The sequence below is a fragment of the Kocuria tytonis genome (assembly GCF_003226895.2).
GTDB lineage: Bacteria > Actinomycetota > Actinomycetes > Actinomycetales > Micrococcaceae > Kocuria > Kocuria tytonis.
Window position 1 is genome coordinate 44,708 of the sequence record NZ_PNJG02000003.1, and the last position, 16,214, is coordinate 60,921.

Genomic DNA, 16,214 nt, shown 5'->3' on the forward strand with positions numbered 1-16,214 from the left:
TGGACACGAACGTGTTAGGAAACCACACGCATGTCGAACGAAACCTCCTCGCAGGCCGCCAAGGGCCTCTTCGCGGGCAAGGCCCGCACCGTGGCCGCAGTGGCCGCCTTCTCCGGTCTGGCCCTCGCCACCACCGTGTCCGTCCAGGCCACGCAGAACGCCTCTGAGCAGACCCCCGCCGCCGCCGTGTCCGAGGCGCCCGCCTCCGAGAACACCGTGTCGGCGAAACCCGCCGCCAAGGCCGAGAAGGCCGAGCAGAAGACCGCTCCCGCCGCGAAGGCCGTCAAGGCCCAGCCGGCCGTCAAGGCCGCGGCCCCCGTCCGGTCCTCCGTGGTGCAGGCCGCCCCGGTGGCGGATGTGACCCCGATCCAGGCCCCTGCCGCGACGCAGCAGGCGCCGGCACCCCAGGCCGCAGCCCCCAAGGCGCCCGCCGCCCAGGCTCCGGCTGCCAGCGCGCCCGCCGCCCAGGCTCCGGCTGCCAGCGCTCCCGCAGCCCAGGCTCCGGCTGCCAGCGCTCCCGCAGCCCAGGTGCCCGTTGCCCGGGTCGAGGCCCCCGCCGCCTCCAAGGTCGTGACCGCTTCGCAGAACGTCACCCCCGTGGCCGAGCAGGCCCCCGTGCAGGGCCGTCACGCGGCTCAGCCGAGCCAGCAGACCCTGGCCAAGGAGGCCGCGGCACAGCAGAGCACCCAGGTGTACTCCTCCGAGGTTCCCACAACGCAGGTCCAGCCCGCCCACCAGGGCACCTCCCGGACCGCTCCTGCGGCGCCCCAGGCCACGGCCGCGTCCCACACCGGCACCGTCACCCCGCAGTCCACCGGTGCCGCCAGGACCGCCCCGGCGAAGGCCGCCCACGTCTCCGCCTCCGGTCAGGGCCAGGCCATCCTGGGTGCCGCCGAGGCACAGATCGGCGCGAACCAGGACTGCACCGCACTGGTGACCAACTCCCTCCGGGCCGTGGGCATCAACCACCACGGCTATCCCGCCAGCTACAAGTCCCTCGGCACCCCGGTGTCGGCCTCCGAGGCCCGCGCCGGTGACATCGCCTACTACGCCAACGGCGGTGCCGGCGTGGCCCACGTGGCCATCTACGCGGGCAACGGCCAGGCCATCCACGGCGGCTGGAACGGCAACCAGACCGTCAAGACCAGCGCGTACGTGGGCTCCGGCCCGGAGTTCATCCGCGTGGGCTGAGCCCTTCCACACCCGGCACCGCGGTGATCCGCACGGTGCCACACCTCGTGACGAGTCGGGACCGGTTGTGTACCCGATCCCGATGAGGACGCGAAAAGACGTACGGACCCCGTCGACCACGGGGTCCGTACGTCTTTTTCGCTCCCGCCTCCCGGTTGCACCCCCGGCTCCGATCACGCCCCCCCGCATGCGGTGCGGCCGTTGCGGCGCAGCCAGCCGTTCCGCCCCCTGGTGATGTGGAGCCCGCCCGGCCGGGCACGCCCACGCCCTGCCACTCCCGCGCCCCGCCACACCCGCATCCCGCCAGGCGGGCCGCAGGGGCACGGGTCCTCGGTCACCACCCAGCGGGGCGTCGTAGAATCGGGGGCATGTCCACCGATCTCTCCAGCGCCGCTCGCACCCCCCAGGACCAGGAATTCACCTACTACGCCGTGGGCATGGTGGCGGGGGCGATCCCCGGGATCATCGTGGGGTTCGTCGTGGCGGCGTTCGCGGGGCACGTGGCCATGTGGCTGTCGGTCTCCGGGGGCATCGGCATCATCGTCGGTCTGGTCCTGGCCGCCATCGTCTTCCGACGCCGGAGTGCCGCCCGTGCCCGCGACGCCGCCGCCTCGACCGCGGCCGCCCCGAACCCCGAGGAGCGTCGCCGCGGTCGGTGACCGGGCTCGTTCCCGAGCGGAACGGCCTCCTTACGCGCGGGTCAGGATCCCGAGCTCGCGGTCCAGGTTCCGGCGGGCACGCTCCTCCCAGAGCGCCACGGCCCGTGGCTCGTGGAACAGCTGCGGTTTCTCCCGCAGCGCGCGCAGCACCTCGGCCCGCGCGGCCGTGAACTGTTCCTCGGGCACATCGGCGTACTCCCGCCGGACCGCCGCGCGGTAGCGGTCGTAGTCCTCGGTGCCGGCCCCGAGGACCGAGAGATCCGCATCCACCAGCAGGCACGCCTCGCGATCCCCGGGATCGGGGGAGTGGTGCTCGGTGACGAGCACGAGGTCGGCCACGCGGTCCCCGACACCCTCCGGCCACCCTTCGGTGGACAGCAGCCTCCGGGCCAGTGCCGCCGAGTCCCGTTCGTCCTGGCCGGCCGTTCCCTCGTGCACGGCGTCGTGGAACCAGGCCGCCAGCACGAGTTCCGGGTGCTCGTCGGCAGCGGTGAGCAGGTCCACGGCCTCCAGCACGTCCAGCAGGTGCGCCGGGCCGTGGTAGGCGCGGTGGGGCTCGCTCCACCGTTGCAGCAGCTCGCCCGCCATGTCCGGGTGCCGCGGGAAGTGCCGGCGCCACCGTGCGGTGAGGGCGGCCGCGAGCTTGGCCGGGCGGCGTCGTGCGGGGATCCGCAGACCGCTGCGGATCAGGAGCCGGGCGAGCTGCTTGCCGTCCACGGGGACGGCGCCCAGCGCCACGGCGGCGGCGTGGCGGTGGGCCGGGACGTCGTAGTGGTCCCGGTCGAACGCCCGCTCGGAGACACCCAGCGCACGGGCGAAGTCGTGCAGCTCCGCAATGGAGGCGTCCGAGACGATGTGCGAGAAGACGGTGCCGTGCGCGGGCCACCGGGGTGGATCGATGTAGACGGTCATGACCCCATTGTGCGCTCGACTCGCGGGGGGAACGTCGCGCGGATAAAGTGGAGCACTGTTGCCCTCGTAGCTCAGGGGATAGAGCACGGCTCTCCTAAAGCCGGTGTCGTTGGTTCGAATCCAATCGGGGGCACGGAGAATGCCCCACCCGTCACCGGGTGGGGCATTGTTCATCCGCGGTGCCCGGCGCTCAGCCGCGCGGGCGCTGGCCCGGGAGCCTGCCCTCGGCGAAGTCGGAGAGCTTGCGGCGGACCACGGACACCGCCACGATGACCGTGATGAGCACGAGGGCCGCGAAGAGGATCCAGCGGGTCACCACGAGTCCGGAGGCGAGAGCCGCGGCCCCCTGATCGGCGGGGTGGGCCACGGCGGCGTCGAGAGCGGAGTTGCCCGCCACGAACACCACGGCGTAGGCGAGGACCACCACCCAGTAGACCCACTTGCGGGCGCGCTGAGGGGTGTTCAGCCCGGTGAACAGCAACCATCCCATGCCCGTCAGCAGGGGTGTGAACAGTCCGGTGGTGGCGTGGACCCCCTTATAGCCGGTGTGCCCGTCCGGACCCAGCCCGCGGGCGAAGTCCGCGACGTGCTCCGGGCCGAAACCCCCCGCGAGCAGCTCCGGTGCCGTGACCCCGTGGGCCATGGCACCGGAGACGCCCTGCAGCACCAGCAGGTGGTAGTAGAGCCACAGGGCGGCGCCCACGAAGAACGCCACACCCACCAGGATTCCCGCCGAGGACCCCCGGGTGGGTTCGGCCGCGAGCTCATCCGGGCGCATCTCGTGGACGCTGGTGGGCCGGACTCCCGCGGGCCGGGCAGCCGCGCCGCGGGACCTTCGGGAACCGGCCGCCGTGCTGCCGCCGCTCTCCCCGTACTTCCGGGCCTTCTGCGCTCTGGTCATACCCATGGCCCCATTATCCCCCGCGGCGTACTGTGAGGAGCCACGGATGCCACTCTCGAGGACGAGGTGGGGACAGGTGCCGCGGGGCACCGCGAAAGGTGGTGACGGCCATGGAACTGTCCATCGGCCTGCCGGACGGACTGCTCATGAGCGCGGGTGACGGGACGGCGCTCACCCTGTACGAGGCGGACCACACCACCGTGCGCCGCAGGATCGACTGCGCGGTCCTGGAGGGCGCACGCATGGCGGACATCGTGTGGTCGCACAAGCTCTCCGCCGTGATCGCGGCGGTCCCGGAGCGCAACCGGCTTTTCCGCTGGGACGCGTACACCGACTCCCTCCAGGAGTGGGCGGGCACGGGGGAGGCCGGGCGCCGCGACGGGAAGGTGGCCCAGGCCAAGTTCGCGGCCACCGTCTCCATCACCGAGGCCGGGGACGGCACCCTGTGGCTCGTGGACCGGGACTCCTCGTCCCTGCGTCGGCTCGAGATCAACACCGACCGGCCCGACGGCGATCCCCGCGTGACCACGGTCGTCGGTCGGCACGGGGCCGGGTACCTGGACGGCCCCGCGGCGGACGCCAGGCTCGCGCACCCGGAGGACCTGCAGATCCTGTACGACGGCTCCGTGGTGGTGGCGGACACCGGCAACCACGCGCTGCGCCACGTGGACCTCACCGATCTCGAGGTCACCACCGTGTACGGCGGCCCGGAGCGGGAGGCGGACGAGCTGGCGGGCGAGGACGTGGTGCTGGACACCCCCGTGCGGGTCACGGTGGCGGACTCGCAGCTGTGGGTCGAGGACCGCAACGGCCGCCACCTGGTGGAGCCGCGGTACGTCTGAGGGCGTCCGAGCCCCTGGATAGACTGGGCGCACCATGGACTACCTCTCGGACAACCCCCTGCTCTCCGCTTCCTCGGTGCGTTCCGCGAACGCGGGCGTCCCCCAGGGCTCCTTCGACGCCGTCGCGTCCCCGGAGCAGCTCGTGGCCGGTCTCAACGAGCCGCAGCGGGCGGCCGTGGAGCACTCGGGATCGCCGCTGCTCATCGTGGCCGGGGCGGGGTCCGGCAAGACCCGGGTGCTCACGCACCGCATCGCCCACCTGCTGGCCACGGGCCGTGCGCGCCGGGGAGAGATCCTGGCCATCACGTTCACCAACAAGGCCGCCGCGGAGATGCGGGAGCGCATCGTGGAGCTGGTGGGGGAGTCCGCCCGCTCCATGTGGATCTCCACGTTCCACTCCCTGTGCGTGCGCATCCTGCGGCGGGAGGCCAAGACCCTGGGGCTGTCCCCCAACTTCTCCATCTACGACTCCGCGGACTCGCTGCGCCTGATCACCCAGGTGGCCAAGCAGCACGAGCTGGACCCCAAGCGCTTCGCGCCCAAGGCCATCCAGCACAAGATCTCCGCGTTGAAGAACGAGCTCGTGGACGACGAGACCTGCCTGGCGCGGGCCAGCTCCACCGATCCGTTCGAGTCCGCGGTGGCGCAGGTCTACCGGGGATACACCCAGCGCCTGCGCGCGGCGAACGCCATGGACTTCGACGACCTCATCGGCGAGACCGTCCACATGTTCCGGGCGTTCCCCCAGGTGCTCGAGTACTACCGGCGCCGCTTCCGGCACGTGCTCGTGGACGAGTACCAGGACACCAACCACGCGCAGTACGCGCTGGTCCGCGAACTCGTGGGAGCGGACTCCCCGCAGGGCGGGGACCCCTCCGGGCTGCCGCCCGCGGAGCTGACCGTGGTGGGGGACTCGGACCAGTCCATCTACGCGTTCCGCGGTGCGGACATCCGCAACATCACGGACTTCGAGCGGGACTACCCCTCGGCCCGCACCATCCTGCTGGAGCAGAACTACCGCTCCACCCAGAACATCCTCTCCGCGGCGAACGCGGTGATCTCCCAGAACGCCGACCGTCGGGACAAGAAGCTGTGGACCGCCGAGGGGGACGGCGCCCCCATCGTGGGCTACGCCGCGGAGAACGAGCACGAAGAGGCCCGCTTCATCGCCGAGGAGATCGACAGGCTGCAGGACGAGCACGGCATCCGTCCCGGGGACGTGGCCGTGTTCTACCGCACCAACGCCCAGTCCCGCTCGCTCGAGGAGATCCTCATGCGCGTGGGGCTGCCGTACAAGGTGGTGGGTGGAACGCGCTTCTACGAGCGCAAGGAGATCAAGGACGCCATGTCCTACCTGCGGGCCGTCGCGAACCCCGCGGACGACATCACCGTGCGCCGCATCATCAACGAGCCGAAGCGGGGCATCGGAGACCGGGCGCAGGGTTCGATCGCCGCACTCGCCGAGCGCGAGGGCATCTCCTTCTCCGACGCGATGCACCGCCTGGACGAGGCGCCCGGGCTGGCCACCCGTTCCGCCAACGCCATCCGGAAGTTCTCGCAGCTGATGGACGACCTGCGGGAACTGGCGGCCGGCGCCTCCGTGACCGCCGTGCTCGAGGCGGTGCTGGAGCAGTCGGGGTACCTGGAGGCGCTGCGCACGTCCACCGATCCCCAGGACGAGTCCCGCGTGGAGAACCTCGCGGAGCTCGTGGCCGTGGTGCGGGAGTTCGAGAAGGACCGCCCCGAGGCCGGGCTCGGGGAGTTCCTCGAGCACGTGGCGCTCGTGGCGGACGCGGACCAGATCCCGTCCCAGCCCGGGCGCGACGGTGACGACGCCGCGAGCGCCCAGCAGATCGCCGAGGAGGTCGCGCAGGCACGCTCCCAGGGGGTCGTGACACTCATGACGCTGCACACGGCCAAGGGCCTGGAGTTCCCTGTGGTGTTCCTCACCGGCATGGAGCACGGGATCTTCCCGCACCAGCGCAGCTTCGCGGACCCCTCGAGCATGGAGGAGGAGCGGCGGCTCGCCTACGTGGGCATCACGCGCGCCCGCGAGCGGCTCTACATCACGCGCGCCGAGTCCCGCTCCATGTGGGGACAGTCCCAGTTCAACCCGGCCAGCCCGTTCCTGGACGAGATCCCCGGGCACCTCATCGACTGGAAGCGGGAGGGCGCTGCCGCGTCCGGCGGCTGGGGTTCGCCGGTGCACACGGGGTTCGGGTCCCGTGATCCGTTGCGCGGCTCGTCCTGGGGTGCGGGTGCGGGCTCCGGGGCCACGTTCCGCCGGCTGTCCCCGGCCACCGCGGGGCGCGTGGAGCCGAACAGGGAGATCCCCTCGCTGGGCGTGGGGGACGCCGTGGAGCACAAGGCGTTCGGCCGCGGCTCGGTGGTCGCCGTGGAGGGCAGCGGGGACAAGACCGTGGCGAAGGTCCGCTTCGGGGCCGAGGAGAAGCGGCTGCTGCTGCGCTACGCGCCCATGACGAAGGTCTCGTAGCACCGGGCTCGCGGGCACGGCGCGAGGTCACGCGGCGGCGGGCTCCGGACCCTGCGGGTGCGTCGCGGCCTCAGACGACGGCCAGCACCAGCACCGTGAACACCGCGGTGATCCGCAGCGACTCCCCGCAGCGGACGTGGATCAGCCCCAGCAGCAGGCACACCATCACGGTGGTCAGCGCCACGGCCTGCCCGCGGGAGAGGAAGGCCACCGCGCCCATGACCGCACCGGTCACGAGCCCGCCCCAGGGGATGCGGTGCGCCCCGCGGAAGGTGGCCACGCCCCGCACGGCCCTGTGGGCGTAGGCGAGGAACCCGGCGATCACCGCGCACCGGCCCACCAGATACACCGCCCACGCGAGCATCGCGAGCCAGCCCGCCGCGCCGTACGCGTCGTAGAGCTGCAGGTACCGGCCCACCGGCACGAACCCCCACGGGCCCCCGATCAGCGCGGGGAGCACGATGGCGAGCACGACCGCCGAGAGGAAGCACAGCAGGACGGCGCGCCAGGCGCGGTGGTCCAGGGCGCCGTCGCGCCCCGCGGAGGAGAACTCGCTCGGCAGGGGGTCCACCCCGCGGCGTCGGGACCAGGACACCAGCGCGCGGGCCGTGACCAGCCAGGCCGCACCGAGACCGATCCACTCGAGGCACTGCCACCCCAGGGGGTACAGCCCGGGAGCCGCGCCGGTGTAGGTGAGGACGGTGCCGTCCACCACGAGCTCCAGGCCGAGCGCCACGAACGAGAACGTGGCGAGCGAGGCCATGAACCCCCGGTCCGCCTCGCGGGCGTCCCAGATCTCCGGCAGTCCGATGCGTCGCATGCGCCCAGTCAACCAGGTGGGGCCGCCCGTCCCGGGAAGGTGCGGTGTGGCTTCACGCACACCGGCGGTACGGGAAATCCCCTCGCCATGGACTAAAATCGCCGCGAGGGCACTGTGGTGCAGCGCTGCACCACATCCCCCCACATCAGGTCGCTCCAGCCGGGGGTTCCCGGCGCGGGACGACACACCTCGACGCAGAAGGACACCTATCCGTGGACCTGTTTGAGTACCAGGCACGCGACCTGTTCGAGAAGCACGGCGTCCCCGTGCTGGCCGGCATCGTCGCCACTACCCCAGAAGAAGCCAAGGCAGCCGCCGAGAAGATCGGCGGCGTGACCGTCGTCAAGGCCCAGGTCAAGGTGGGCGGTCGCGGCAAGGCCGGCGGCGTCAAGGTCGCGAAGTCGCCGGAGGAAGCCTACGAGTACGCCCAGCAGATCCTCGGGATGGACATCAAGGGCCACACCGTGCACCGCGTCATGATCGCCCAGGGTGCGGACATCGCGGAGGAGTACTACTTCTCGGTGCTGCTGGACCGCGCCAACCGCTCCTACCTGGCCATGTGCTCGGTGGAGGGCGGCATGGAGATCGAGCAGCTCGCCGTGGAGCGCCCGGACGCCCTGGCCCGCGTGGACGTGAACCCCGCCGAGGGCATCACCGAGGCCAAGGCCCGCGAGATCGTGGAGCAGGCGAAGTTCGACGCGGAGACCGCGGAGAAGGTCGTCCCCGTGCTGGTCAAGCTGGGCGAGGTCTACGCGAAGGAGGACGCCACCCTGGTGGAGGTCAACCCGCTCGTGAAGACCGGCGGCGGCGAGATCCTCGCCCTGGACGGCAAGGTGTCCCTGGACGACAACGCCGAGTTCCGCCACGAGGACCACGCCGCGCTCGCGGACAAGACCTCCGCCGATCCCCTCGAGGAGAAGGCCAAGGAGAACGACCTCAACTACGTCAAGCTCGACGGCGAGGTCGGGATCATCGGCAACGGTGCCGGTCTCGTGATGTCCACCCTGGACGTCGTGGCCTACGCCGGCGAGAAGCACGGTGACGTGAAGCCCGCCAACTTCCTGGACATCGGCGGCGGCGCCTCGGCCGAGGTCATGGCCGCCGGCCTGGACGTCATCCTGGGCGACCCCCAGGTCAAGTCCGTCTTCGTCAACGTCTTCGGCGGCATCACCGCGTGCGACGCCGTGGCCAACGGCATCGTCAAGGCGCTCGAGATCCTCGGCGACTCCGCCACCAAGCCCATCGTGGTGCGCCTGGACGGCAACAACGTGGACGAGGGTCGCGCGATCCTCCGCAAGGCCGACCACCCGCTGATCACCACCGCGGACACCATGGACGCCGGCGCCGACAAGGCCGCCGAGCTCGCCCAGTCCGCCAAGTAATCGCCCACGAACAGAGCTACCAGGAAGAAGACATGTCGATCTTTTTGAACAAGGACTCCAAGGTCATCGTTCAGGGCATCACCGGCGGCGAGGGCACCAAGCACACCGCACGCATGCTCGCGGCCGGCACCCAGGTGATGGGCGGCGTGAACGCCCGCAAGGCCGGGACCACGGTGAGCCACAAGGACCAGGACGGCAACCCCGTGGAGCTGCCCGTGTTCGGCAGCGTGGCCGAGGCCATGAAGGAGACCGGCGCGAACGCGTCGATCGTCTTCGTGCCGCCGGCCTTCTGCAAGGACGCCGTGATCGAGGCCATCGACGCCGAGATCCCGCTGGTGGTCGTGATCACCGAGGGCATCCCCGTGCAGGACTCCGCCGAGTTCTGGGCCCACTCCCGGGCCAGGACCGGCGCGGACGGCAAGCCGAAGACCCGGATCATCGGCCCCAACTGCCCGGGCATCATCTCCCCCGAGGAGTCGCTGCTGGGCATCACCCCCGCGAACATCACCGGCAAGGGCAAGCTGGGTCTGGTCTCCAAGTCCGGCACCCTGACCTACCAGATGATGTACGAGCTGCGTGACCTGGGCTTCACCACCGCCATCGGCATCGGCGGTGACCCGGTCATCGGGACCACCCACATCGACGCCCTCGAGGCGTTCGAGGCGGATCCTGAGACCGAGGCCATCGTGATGATCGGCGAGATCGGCGGCGACGCCGAGGAGCGCGCCGCGGACTTCATCAAGGCCAACGTCACCAAGCCCGTGGTGGGCTACGTGGCCGGCTTCACCGCTCCCGAGGGCAAGACCATGGGCCACGCCGGTGCCATCGTCTCCGGCTCCTCCGGAACGGCCCAGGCGAAGAAGGAGGCCCTCGAGGCCGCCGGGGTGAAGGTCGGCAAGACCCCCTCGGAGACCGCGCAGCTGATGCGGGACATCTTCTCCGGCAAGTGACCGGCTCCCGGTTCGCCGGGACCGCCGCCACGACGACGCCGCTCGCCCACCTCGGTGGGGGAGCGGCGTCGTTCTCGTCGTGGGCCGGGTGACGGGCCTCAGGCCAGCACGATGGTGCGGTTGCCGGAGATCACCACGCGTCCCTCGGCATGCCACTTCACGGCGCGGGACAGTGCCTGGGTCTCCGCGTCGGAACCCGCGGCCACGAGGTCCGCGGGGGTGTGCGCGTGGTCCACGGGGATCACGCGCTGCGCGATGATGGGCCCCTCGTCCAGGTCCGGGGTCACGTAGTGGGCGGTGGCGCCCACCATCTTGACGCCGCGTTCGTAGGCCTGGTGGTAAGGCTTGGCGCCCTTGAAGGAGGGCAGGAACGAGTGGTGGATGTTGATGCACCGCCCGGCCAGCTCCCGGGTGAGCTCGTCCGAGAGGATCTGCATGTAGCGGGCGAGGACCACGAGCTCGGTGTCGTACGCGGCGACGAGCTCGAGCAGCTCGGCCTCCGCCTGCGGCTTGGTCTCCCGGGTCACGGGGACGTGGTGGAACGGCACGCCGTGGAAGTCCACGAGCGGCTGCAGGTCCGTGTGGTTGGACACCACGGCCACGATCTCCACGGGCAGGGAACCCACGTGGGCGCGGTGCAGCAGGTCCGCGAGGCAGTGGGAGATCTTGGAGACCATGACGAGCACGCGGGTCTTCTTCCGGGCGTCCACCAGGCGGAAGCGCATGTCGTGCTCCTGCGCCACGGGGCGGAAGCCCTCGACCAGTGACTGCGTGGTCACGGTGCCCGGTGCGCTGATGGTGTGGCAGCGGATATAGAACCGGTCGTCGTGCCGGTCCGAGAAGTGCTTGACGTCGAAGATGTCGCAGCCCTGGCTCGTCAGGTTGGAGGCCACGGCACTCACGAGCCCGTAGGCCTCGGGGCAGTGGGCGGTGAGGACGTGCTCGTCGGGCGTGGGCTGGTGGACCGACATGAGGGGGCGCTCCTGACGTGGCGGGACGGATCGACGGCCCGCGGAACGCGTGGGGTGCCCGTGAGCCGCAGTCGATGCTATCGCCTCACCCGGGTCAGGGGGCGTTATCGACCGGTGGCCGCGAGAGCGGACGGTAGGAGCCCGTCCGGCGCGGGGAGAGGTGCGCCTCTGTGAGAGAACCAGCGGCCACCGGCAGGCGATAACGCCTCAACGGGATCAAGCCGTGGGCTGAGCGGCTACCGACGCACAGCACCAGCCACAGTGCACCCCCCAGTGCAGGTGTGGCGGTTTCCCTGTGCGAAGTCTCCCGTTGCAGTGGTTCAAAGAACCACGTCATCAGAATATCGGAATTTCTCAGACGACTCCGAGCCCCCGGGAATTCCCGAATTCACCACCCGCCCTGCAGTGCGCCGTCCCACAGTGGAAAATTCAGGGACAGGAGCACGAAATATGCTTCTGACTAGGGGTGATGCGGGTCATCCGGATGCCGTGCCGGATTTACTCCTGCGAATTATGCGGCAACTGCTCATAATTCCATGCGCTTGTGGGCACTAGAGGGGACAAAATGATTGCCGCGTGTTCGCGGGGTCAGGCCACCCCCGTGTTGAACGCGAGCCCCAGCAGGTAGGTGGCGATCGCGGCACCGTACCCGATGGCCAGCTGGCGCAGCCCCCGCTTCAACGGTGAGGCGCCGGAGAGCAGGCCCACGAAACCGCCCGTGATCAGCAGCGCCACGCCCACCAGTGCCATGGCCACGAGCAGGGCCGCCCCACCCCCGAGACCGAAGAGGTAGGGGAGGATGGGGATGATCGCGCCCGACGCGAAGAAGCAGAAGCTCGACGCCGCGGCTCCCAGGTCCGTGCCCAGTGCCTGGTTGTCGTCGGGTGCGGGCTGCTCGTCCTCGCCGTCGACCACCCGGCGGGCCTTCTCGTCCTGGTAGGACAGCGAGGGGTCGCAGTCGCAGTCGAAGTGGCCCAGCCGCTCGGCGGCCCGGTGCTCGGCGGCCTCCTCGCTCATCCCGCGGGCCCGGTAGATCAGGGTGAGCTCGTTGGCGTCGAGGTCCAGGGAGGGTGCCACCCGCAGCGTCACCTGCGTGGGCTGCGAGGCGTCCAGCAGCTCCCGCTGCGAACGCACGGAGACGAACTCGCCCGCGCCCATGGACAGCGCGCCCGCGAGCAGCCCGGCGATGCCCGAGAACAGCACCATGGAACTGGCCGTGCCGGTGGCCCCCACGCCCATCACGAGTGCGAGGTTGGACACCAGGCCGTCGTTCGCGCCGAACACGGCGGCCCGGAAGTTGCCCGAGAGCCGGGTGCGGCCGTCCGTGGCCAGGGCGCGGATGATTTCCTCGTGCACGGCCTCGTCCGCGGCCATCGCCGCGGTGGCGTCCGGGTCCTCGCGGTACGGGGAGCGGGACTCGGCGCGCTGCAGCAGGGCCAGGACGAACACCGAGCTCACGTGCCTGGCCAGGAACATCAGGATGCGGGCCTCGATGCCGGGACTCACGGCACGGTGGGCGTGGGGGCCCAGGAGCCTGCGCCAGTGCTCGGCGTGGCGGCCCTCGCCCTCCGCGACCCGGTGCAGGATCTCGGCGTGGCGCCCCGTGCTGTGGCGCGCGAGGTGCTCGTAGGTCTTGGCCTCCGCGAGCTCGTCCGCGAGGTAGTGGCGCCAGCGGCGGATCTGGGCGGACGTCGGTTCGGGGGCTCCGGGCATGACGGATGACGGGGTGCTGGACTCGGGCATGCCTCCGGATCTTACGCACGGGACGCGGACGGTGATTTCGGGACCCCGAAGCTTGCCCACCGTCCGCACGGTCGGCCATGGGTGCCAGCGCGCCCCGGGGACCGGGTCGCGGCTGCCCGGGGCGGCCGCGGTGCGGGCGACGGGCGGGGCCCCCCCGGGAGGGGGCCCGGGCGGCGTCGTGCTCAGAGCCCCACGAGCGAGCGGATGTCCTCGGCGTCGAGAGAGGTGGAGAAGACGTGGTCGTCGTCGAGCACCGCCGAGAAGAGGTCCGCCTTGCGGGTCTTCAGCTCCATGACCTTCTCCTCGATCGTGTCCTGCGCCACCATGCGGTACACCATGACCTTCTTGGTCTGCCCGATCCGGTGGGTGCGGTCCACGGCCTGGTTCTCCGCGGCGGGGTTCCACCACGGGTCCAGCAGGTAGCAGTAGTCGGCCTCGGTGAGGTTGATGCCGAAGCCGCCGGCCTTGAGACTCACGAGGAACACGGGTGCCCGGCCGCTGCGGAACCGATCGAGGGCCCCGGCGCGGTCCCGGGTGCTGCCGTCCAGGTAGCTGTAGGCGATCCCCGCCTCGTCCAGCCGACGTGCCATGATCTTGAGGAAGCTCGTGAACTGGCTGAACACCAGCGGGCGGTGACCCTCCTGGATCAGCTGGGGGAGCTGCTCGAACAGGACGTCCAGCTTGGAGGAGGCGGCCGTGGCGTCCGGGTCCACGAGCGAGGGGTCCAGCGCCAGCATGCGCAGGGTGGTGAGGGACTGGAAGATCGTGAAGCGGTTCTTGTCGAAGTCGCGCAGCAGCCCCAGGATCTTGGCGCGCTCGCGCTGCAGCCGCCGGTCGTAGGCGCTGCGGTGCTCGGCGTTGAGACCCACGGGCAGCACGTGCTCCAGCTTGGGCGGCAGCTGCAGGTCCACGTCCGACTTGCTGCGCCGGAGCATGAACGGCCTCATCCGGGCGCGCAGCCGTGCCAGGGCGTCCGAGTCCATGGCGCGCTCGATGGGGCGCTGGTAGTGCTCGGTGAAGCGCTTCCTGGACGGGAACAGGCCCGGCGCGGTCAGGGACAGCAGGGACCACAGCTCGGAGAGGCTGTTCTCCATGGGGGTGCCGGTGATGGCCAGACACGTGCGGGCATGCAGGTTCTTCACGGCGCGGTAGGCCTTGGTGCGGGGGTTCTTCACGAACTGCGCCTCGTCCATGACCACCCCGGCCCACTCCACGGACTGGTAGGCCTCCGCGTCCAGGCGCAGCAGGGCGTAGGAGGTCAGCACCACGTGGGAGGCCCTGGCCGCGCCGACCACGGAGTCCTTGGTGGTGGTGAGTACGGTGACGTCCAGCGACGGCGCGAAGCGGCGCAGCTCCGCGGACCAGTTGGCCACCACGGAGGTGGGTGCGATCACCAGGTAGGGCGGCAGCTCCGGGTCCAGTGAGGTGGCGCGCAGCATGGCGGCAATGGTCTGCACCGTCTTGCCCAGACCCATGTCGTCGGCGATCACCCCGCCGAGACCGTGCTCCCACAGGAAGCTCAGCCACCGGAAGCCCTCGTACTGGTAGGGCCGCAGGGAGGCCTGCAGGGTGTCCGGGACGGGCGGGGAGGGGACCTCGTCCAGGTGGGCGAGGGCCCGCACGCCGGCGCGCCACGCCTCGGCCTGCCGCGTGTCCGTGGCGAGCTCCTCGAACTGCTCCCACAGGCTCGTCTGGTAGCGGTTCAGGGCCAGGGGCGCGTTCTTGTCCTCCTGCAGGGTCCGGGCCTCGGCGATCAGGGCGCGCAGCCGGACGAACTCCGGACGGTCCAGGGGGAAGTAGGAGCCGTCCCGCAGCAGCATCACGTCCTGGCCGCGGTCCAGCGCCTGGAAGATCTCCGCGAAGGGCAGGTAGTGCTCGCCCACCTTGACGGTGACCCCGAGCCCGAACCAGTCGTGGTGCTCCGTGGGGGCGGTGGAGACGGTGATCTCGGTGGGTTCCGAGACCTCCCGGTAGGCGGGGGCACCTCCCGTCTCCTCGATGCGCAGGTCCGGGATCCGGCGCAGCTGCGGCAGCCACTCCCGCAGGAACGTGAGGGCGTCCTCGGCCGCGTAGGAGCTGCGCCGGAAGTCCAGCTCGGGGATCCTGCGGTGCACCGCCTGCACCATGGAGGACTCCCACCGGGACTCCCGCGCCACGGCCTCGTCCCCCAGCGGGTCCACCGGGCGGAAGGGCAGCCGCACCCGTTCGCGGCCCTTCTGGTACTCCCACTCCCACTCCACGCGCTCGGTGAGGTCGTCGTGGTGGACCGTGAGCACGAACTCCGGGTCCGCCACCTGCGGCAGCACCAGTGAGTCCTCGTCCGCGGTGACGTTCATGCTCTGGTGCAGGCGGGGGAAGTAGGTCTCGAAGAACTCCTCCACGCCGTCCCGCGGGACCGTGAGGGACTCCGCGCGGTCCAGGAATGAACGCTGCTGCTGGTTGAGCCGGGTGCCGAGCACCACCAGGTGCAGGGGGAACTGGTTGAGGTCCTCCGCGGCGTCCAGGGCGGAGGGGGAGGCCTCGGGGTAGAACAGGCCGTGGCCGGGCTGGCCGATGATCCGCGTCCAGCGCAGCGGGATCTCGTGGTCCCCCACGATCAGCTGGGGGTGCAGCCCGAGCTCCCCGTGCTCCCCGGCCGCCACGCGGACCTCGAAACGGCCGTCCCGCTCCAGCACCACGGGGGCCGCGCTGCCCCTGGAGACCACGGGGATGCCGAGTGCCCCGGCGCGGGCCAGGACCGGCCACAGCAGCGGCGAGGTGTAGCGCTCCATGTGCAGCTGGTGCCGGTCCGCCGCGTAGCTGCCGCGGTGGGACTCGGACAGCGCCCGCAACTCCTCGAACCAGTCCAGCTGCTCCGCGTCCAGGCGCCCGGAGCGGGCGTGGGAGCCCAGGTTGCCCCAGTCGATCCCCGTGTGCACCCAGCCGCGACGCCCCCGCAGGACGGGCCGCGCCGTGAGGGTCAGGGCGATCTCCTCCGGTGATTTCCGCCACGCCCGCGGTGCCCGGTTCTGGACGCGGGCCAGGTCCAGCTCCAGGGCCACGGAGGGTCCGGAGTCCGGGTCCACGACGGTCCTGTCGCGTCCCGCGCCGGGCACGATCCGGGAGAGTTCACTGCGCCAGTCCGGGCCCGCACCCGGCACACGGGTGTCCGAGAACTGTCCAGCGCCATCCATGCGCTCTACCGTACCGCCCGGCGCGGACATGGGCAGGTGCCCTCCGGCGCGCACGCACGGCGGCGGCATCGTGGGCCGCGGGACCCGCCGGTGGCCCGTGGGAAGGCCCGGCCCGGGTCCTTATACTCGACAGGGACTGTGACGACTGAGAGCGCCCCACGGCGCAGACGGAGGAT

The 16,214-nt window shown here is 71.1% G+C and carries 12 protein-coding genes and 1 tRNA gene; 7 read left to right on the plus strand and 6 right to left on the minus strand.

Features of this window, described 5'->3' with window-relative positions; translation table 11 throughout:
* Positions 1–30: 30 nt before the first annotated feature.
* Positions 31–1,191 (plus strand): C40 family peptidase, encoded by a 1,161-nt coding sequence (locus C1C97_RS09455; protein WP_121031518.1) that lies wholly within the window; start codon positions 31–33, stop codon positions 1,189–1,191.
* Positions 1,192–1,559: 368 nt separating this feature from the next.
* Positions 1,560–1,850 carry a hypothetical protein gene (locus tag C1C97_RS09460; RefSeq protein ID WP_233542865.1) on the plus strand — a complete coding sequence of 97 codons (291 nt, stop codon included), beginning with the start codon at positions 1,560–1,562 and terminating at the stop codon, positions 1,848–1,850.
* A gap of 30 nt (positions 1,851–1,880) precedes the next feature.
* Here the strand turns inward: C1C97_RS09460 and C1C97_RS09465 are convergent, their stop codons facing one another.
* Positions 1,881–2,762, minus strand: a complete 882-nt coding sequence (locus C1C97_RS09465; protein WP_121031520.1) for a DUF4031 domain-containing protein — start codon at positions 2,760–2,762, stop codon at positions 1,881–1,883.
* A gap of 60 nt (positions 2,763–2,822) precedes the next feature.
* On the opposite strand from C1C97_RS09465, the gene C1C97_RS09470 reads away from it, so the two are divergent.
* Positions 2,823–2,895, plus strand: a tRNA-Arg gene (locus C1C97_RS09470).
* Positions 2,896–2,952: 57 nt separating this feature from the next.
* On the opposite strand, the gene C1C97_RS09475 is transcribed toward C1C97_RS09470, so the two are convergent.
* Entirely contained in the window at positions 2,953–3,669 is a 717-nt protein-coding gene (locus tag C1C97_RS09475; RefSeq protein WP_121031521.1) for a hypothetical protein, read from the minus strand.
* A 104-nt stretch (positions 3,670–3,773) separates the two neighbouring features.
* Between C1C97_RS09475 and C1C97_RS09480 the strand changes: the two genes are divergently transcribed.
* Both C1C97_RS09480 and pcrA read left to right on the plus strand, forming a co-directional pair.
* Complete coding sequence (locus tag C1C97_RS09480) at positions 3,774–4,505, plus strand: NHL repeat-containing protein (RefSeq protein ID WP_233542866.1); 732 nt, start codon at positions 3,774–3,776, stop codon at positions 4,503–4,505.
* A 34-nt stretch (positions 4,506–4,539) separates the two neighbouring features.
* Positions 4,540–6,999: a DNA helicase PcrA gene (gene pcrA / locus C1C97_RS09485; protein ID WP_110920414.1), complete on the plus strand. Its 2,460-nt coding sequence runs from the start codon at positions 4,540–4,542 to the stop codon at positions 6,997–6,999.
* Between the two features lie 70 nt (positions 7,000–7,069).
* Here pcrA and C1C97_RS09490 read toward each other — a convergent pair whose 3' ends face one another.
* Complete coding sequence (locus C1C97_RS09490) at positions 7,070–7,819, minus strand: hypothetical protein (protein ID WP_121031525.1); 750 nt, start codon at positions 7,817–7,819, stop codon at positions 7,070–7,072.
* A 212-nt stretch (positions 7,820–8,031) separates the two neighbouring features.
* Here C1C97_RS09490 and sucC point away from each other — a divergent pair, with 212 nt between their 5' ends.
* Both sucC and sucD read left to right on the plus strand, forming a co-directional pair.
* A complete protein-coding gene (sucC, locus tag C1C97_RS09495) occupies positions 8,032–9,201 on the plus strand; it encodes an ADP-forming succinate--CoA ligase subunit beta (RefSeq protein WP_121031527.1) in 1,170 nt (389 codons plus the stop codon).
* A 32-nt stretch (positions 9,202–9,233) separates the two neighbouring features.
* Complete coding sequence (gene sucD, locus C1C97_RS09500) at positions 9,234–10,151, plus strand: succinate--CoA ligase subunit alpha (RefSeq protein WP_110920411.1); 918 nt, start codon at positions 9,234–9,236, stop codon at positions 10,149–10,151.
* 98 nt (positions 10,152–10,249) lie between these two features.
* Here sucD and purU read toward each other — a convergent pair whose 3' ends face one another.
* The 3 genes from purU to C1C97_RS09515 form a co-directional block, all read right to left on the minus strand.
* Positions 10,250–11,122, minus strand: coding sequence for a formyltetrahydrofolate deformylase (gene purU, locus C1C97_RS09505; RefSeq protein WP_121031529.1), 873 nt, complete (start codon positions 11,120–11,122; stop codon positions 10,250–10,252).
* 588 nt (positions 11,123–11,710) lie between these two features.
* The gene (locus tag C1C97_RS09510) at positions 11,711–12,865 is read right to left on the minus strand and encodes a VIT1/CCC1 transporter family protein (RefSeq protein ID WP_110920409.1); all 1,155 of its coding nucleotides are present in this window, start codon (positions 12,863–12,865) and stop codon (positions 11,711–11,713) included.
* A gap of 182 nt (positions 12,866–13,047) precedes the next feature.
* Positions 13,048–16,038 carry a DEAD/DEAH box helicase gene (locus tag C1C97_RS09515; RefSeq protein WP_121031531.1) on the minus strand — a complete coding sequence of 997 codons (2,991 nt, stop codon included), beginning with the start codon at positions 16,036–16,038 and terminating at the stop codon, positions 13,048–13,050.
* Positions 16,039–16,214: the final 176 nt, after the last annotated feature.

Excerpts from the sequence above, each read along its gene's own strand:
- C1C97_RS09455 (WP_121031518.1), top strand. The coding sequence starts at position 31 with ATGTCGAACGAAACCTCCTCGCAGGCCGCCAAGGGCCTCTTCGCGGGC.
- C1C97_RS09460 (WP_233542865.1), top strand. The coding sequence starts at position 1,560 with ATGTCCACCGATCTCTCCAGCGCCGCTCGCACCCCCCAGGACCAGGAA.
- C1C97_RS09465 (WP_121031520.1), bottom strand. The coding sequence starts at position 2,762 with ATGACCGTCTACATCGATCCACCCCGGTGGCCCGCGCACGGCACCGTC.
- C1C97_RS09475 (WP_121031521.1), bottom strand. The coding sequence starts at position 3,669 with ATGGGTATGACCAGAGCGCAGAAGGCCCGGAAGTACGGGGAGAGCGGC.
- C1C97_RS09480 (WP_233542866.1), top strand. The coding sequence starts at position 3,774 with ATGGAACTGTCCATCGGCCTGCCGGACGGACTGCTCATGAGCGCGGGT.
- pcrA (WP_110920414.1), top strand. The coding sequence starts at position 4,540 with ATGGACTACCTCTCGGACAACCCCCTGCTCTCCGCTTCCTCGGTGCGT.
- C1C97_RS09490 (WP_121031525.1), bottom strand. The coding sequence starts at position 7,819 with ATGCGACGCATCGGACTGCCGGAGATCTGGGACGCCCGCGAGGCGGAC.
- sucD (WP_110920411.1), top strand. The coding sequence starts at position 9,234 with ATGTCGATCTTTTTGAACAAGGACTCCAAGGTCATCGTTCAGGGCATC.
- purU (WP_121031529.1), bottom strand. The coding sequence starts at position 11,122 with ATGTCGGTCCACCAGCCCACGCCCGACGAGCACGTCCTCACCGCCCAC.
- C1C97_RS09510 (WP_110920409.1), bottom strand. The coding sequence starts at position 12,865 with ATGCCCGAGTCCAGCACCCCGTCATCCGTCATGCCCGGAGCCCCCGAA.
- C1C97_RS09515 (WP_121031531.1), bottom strand. The coding sequence starts at position 16,038 with ATGGATGGCGCTGGACAGTTCTCGGACACCCGTGTGCCGGGTGCGGGC.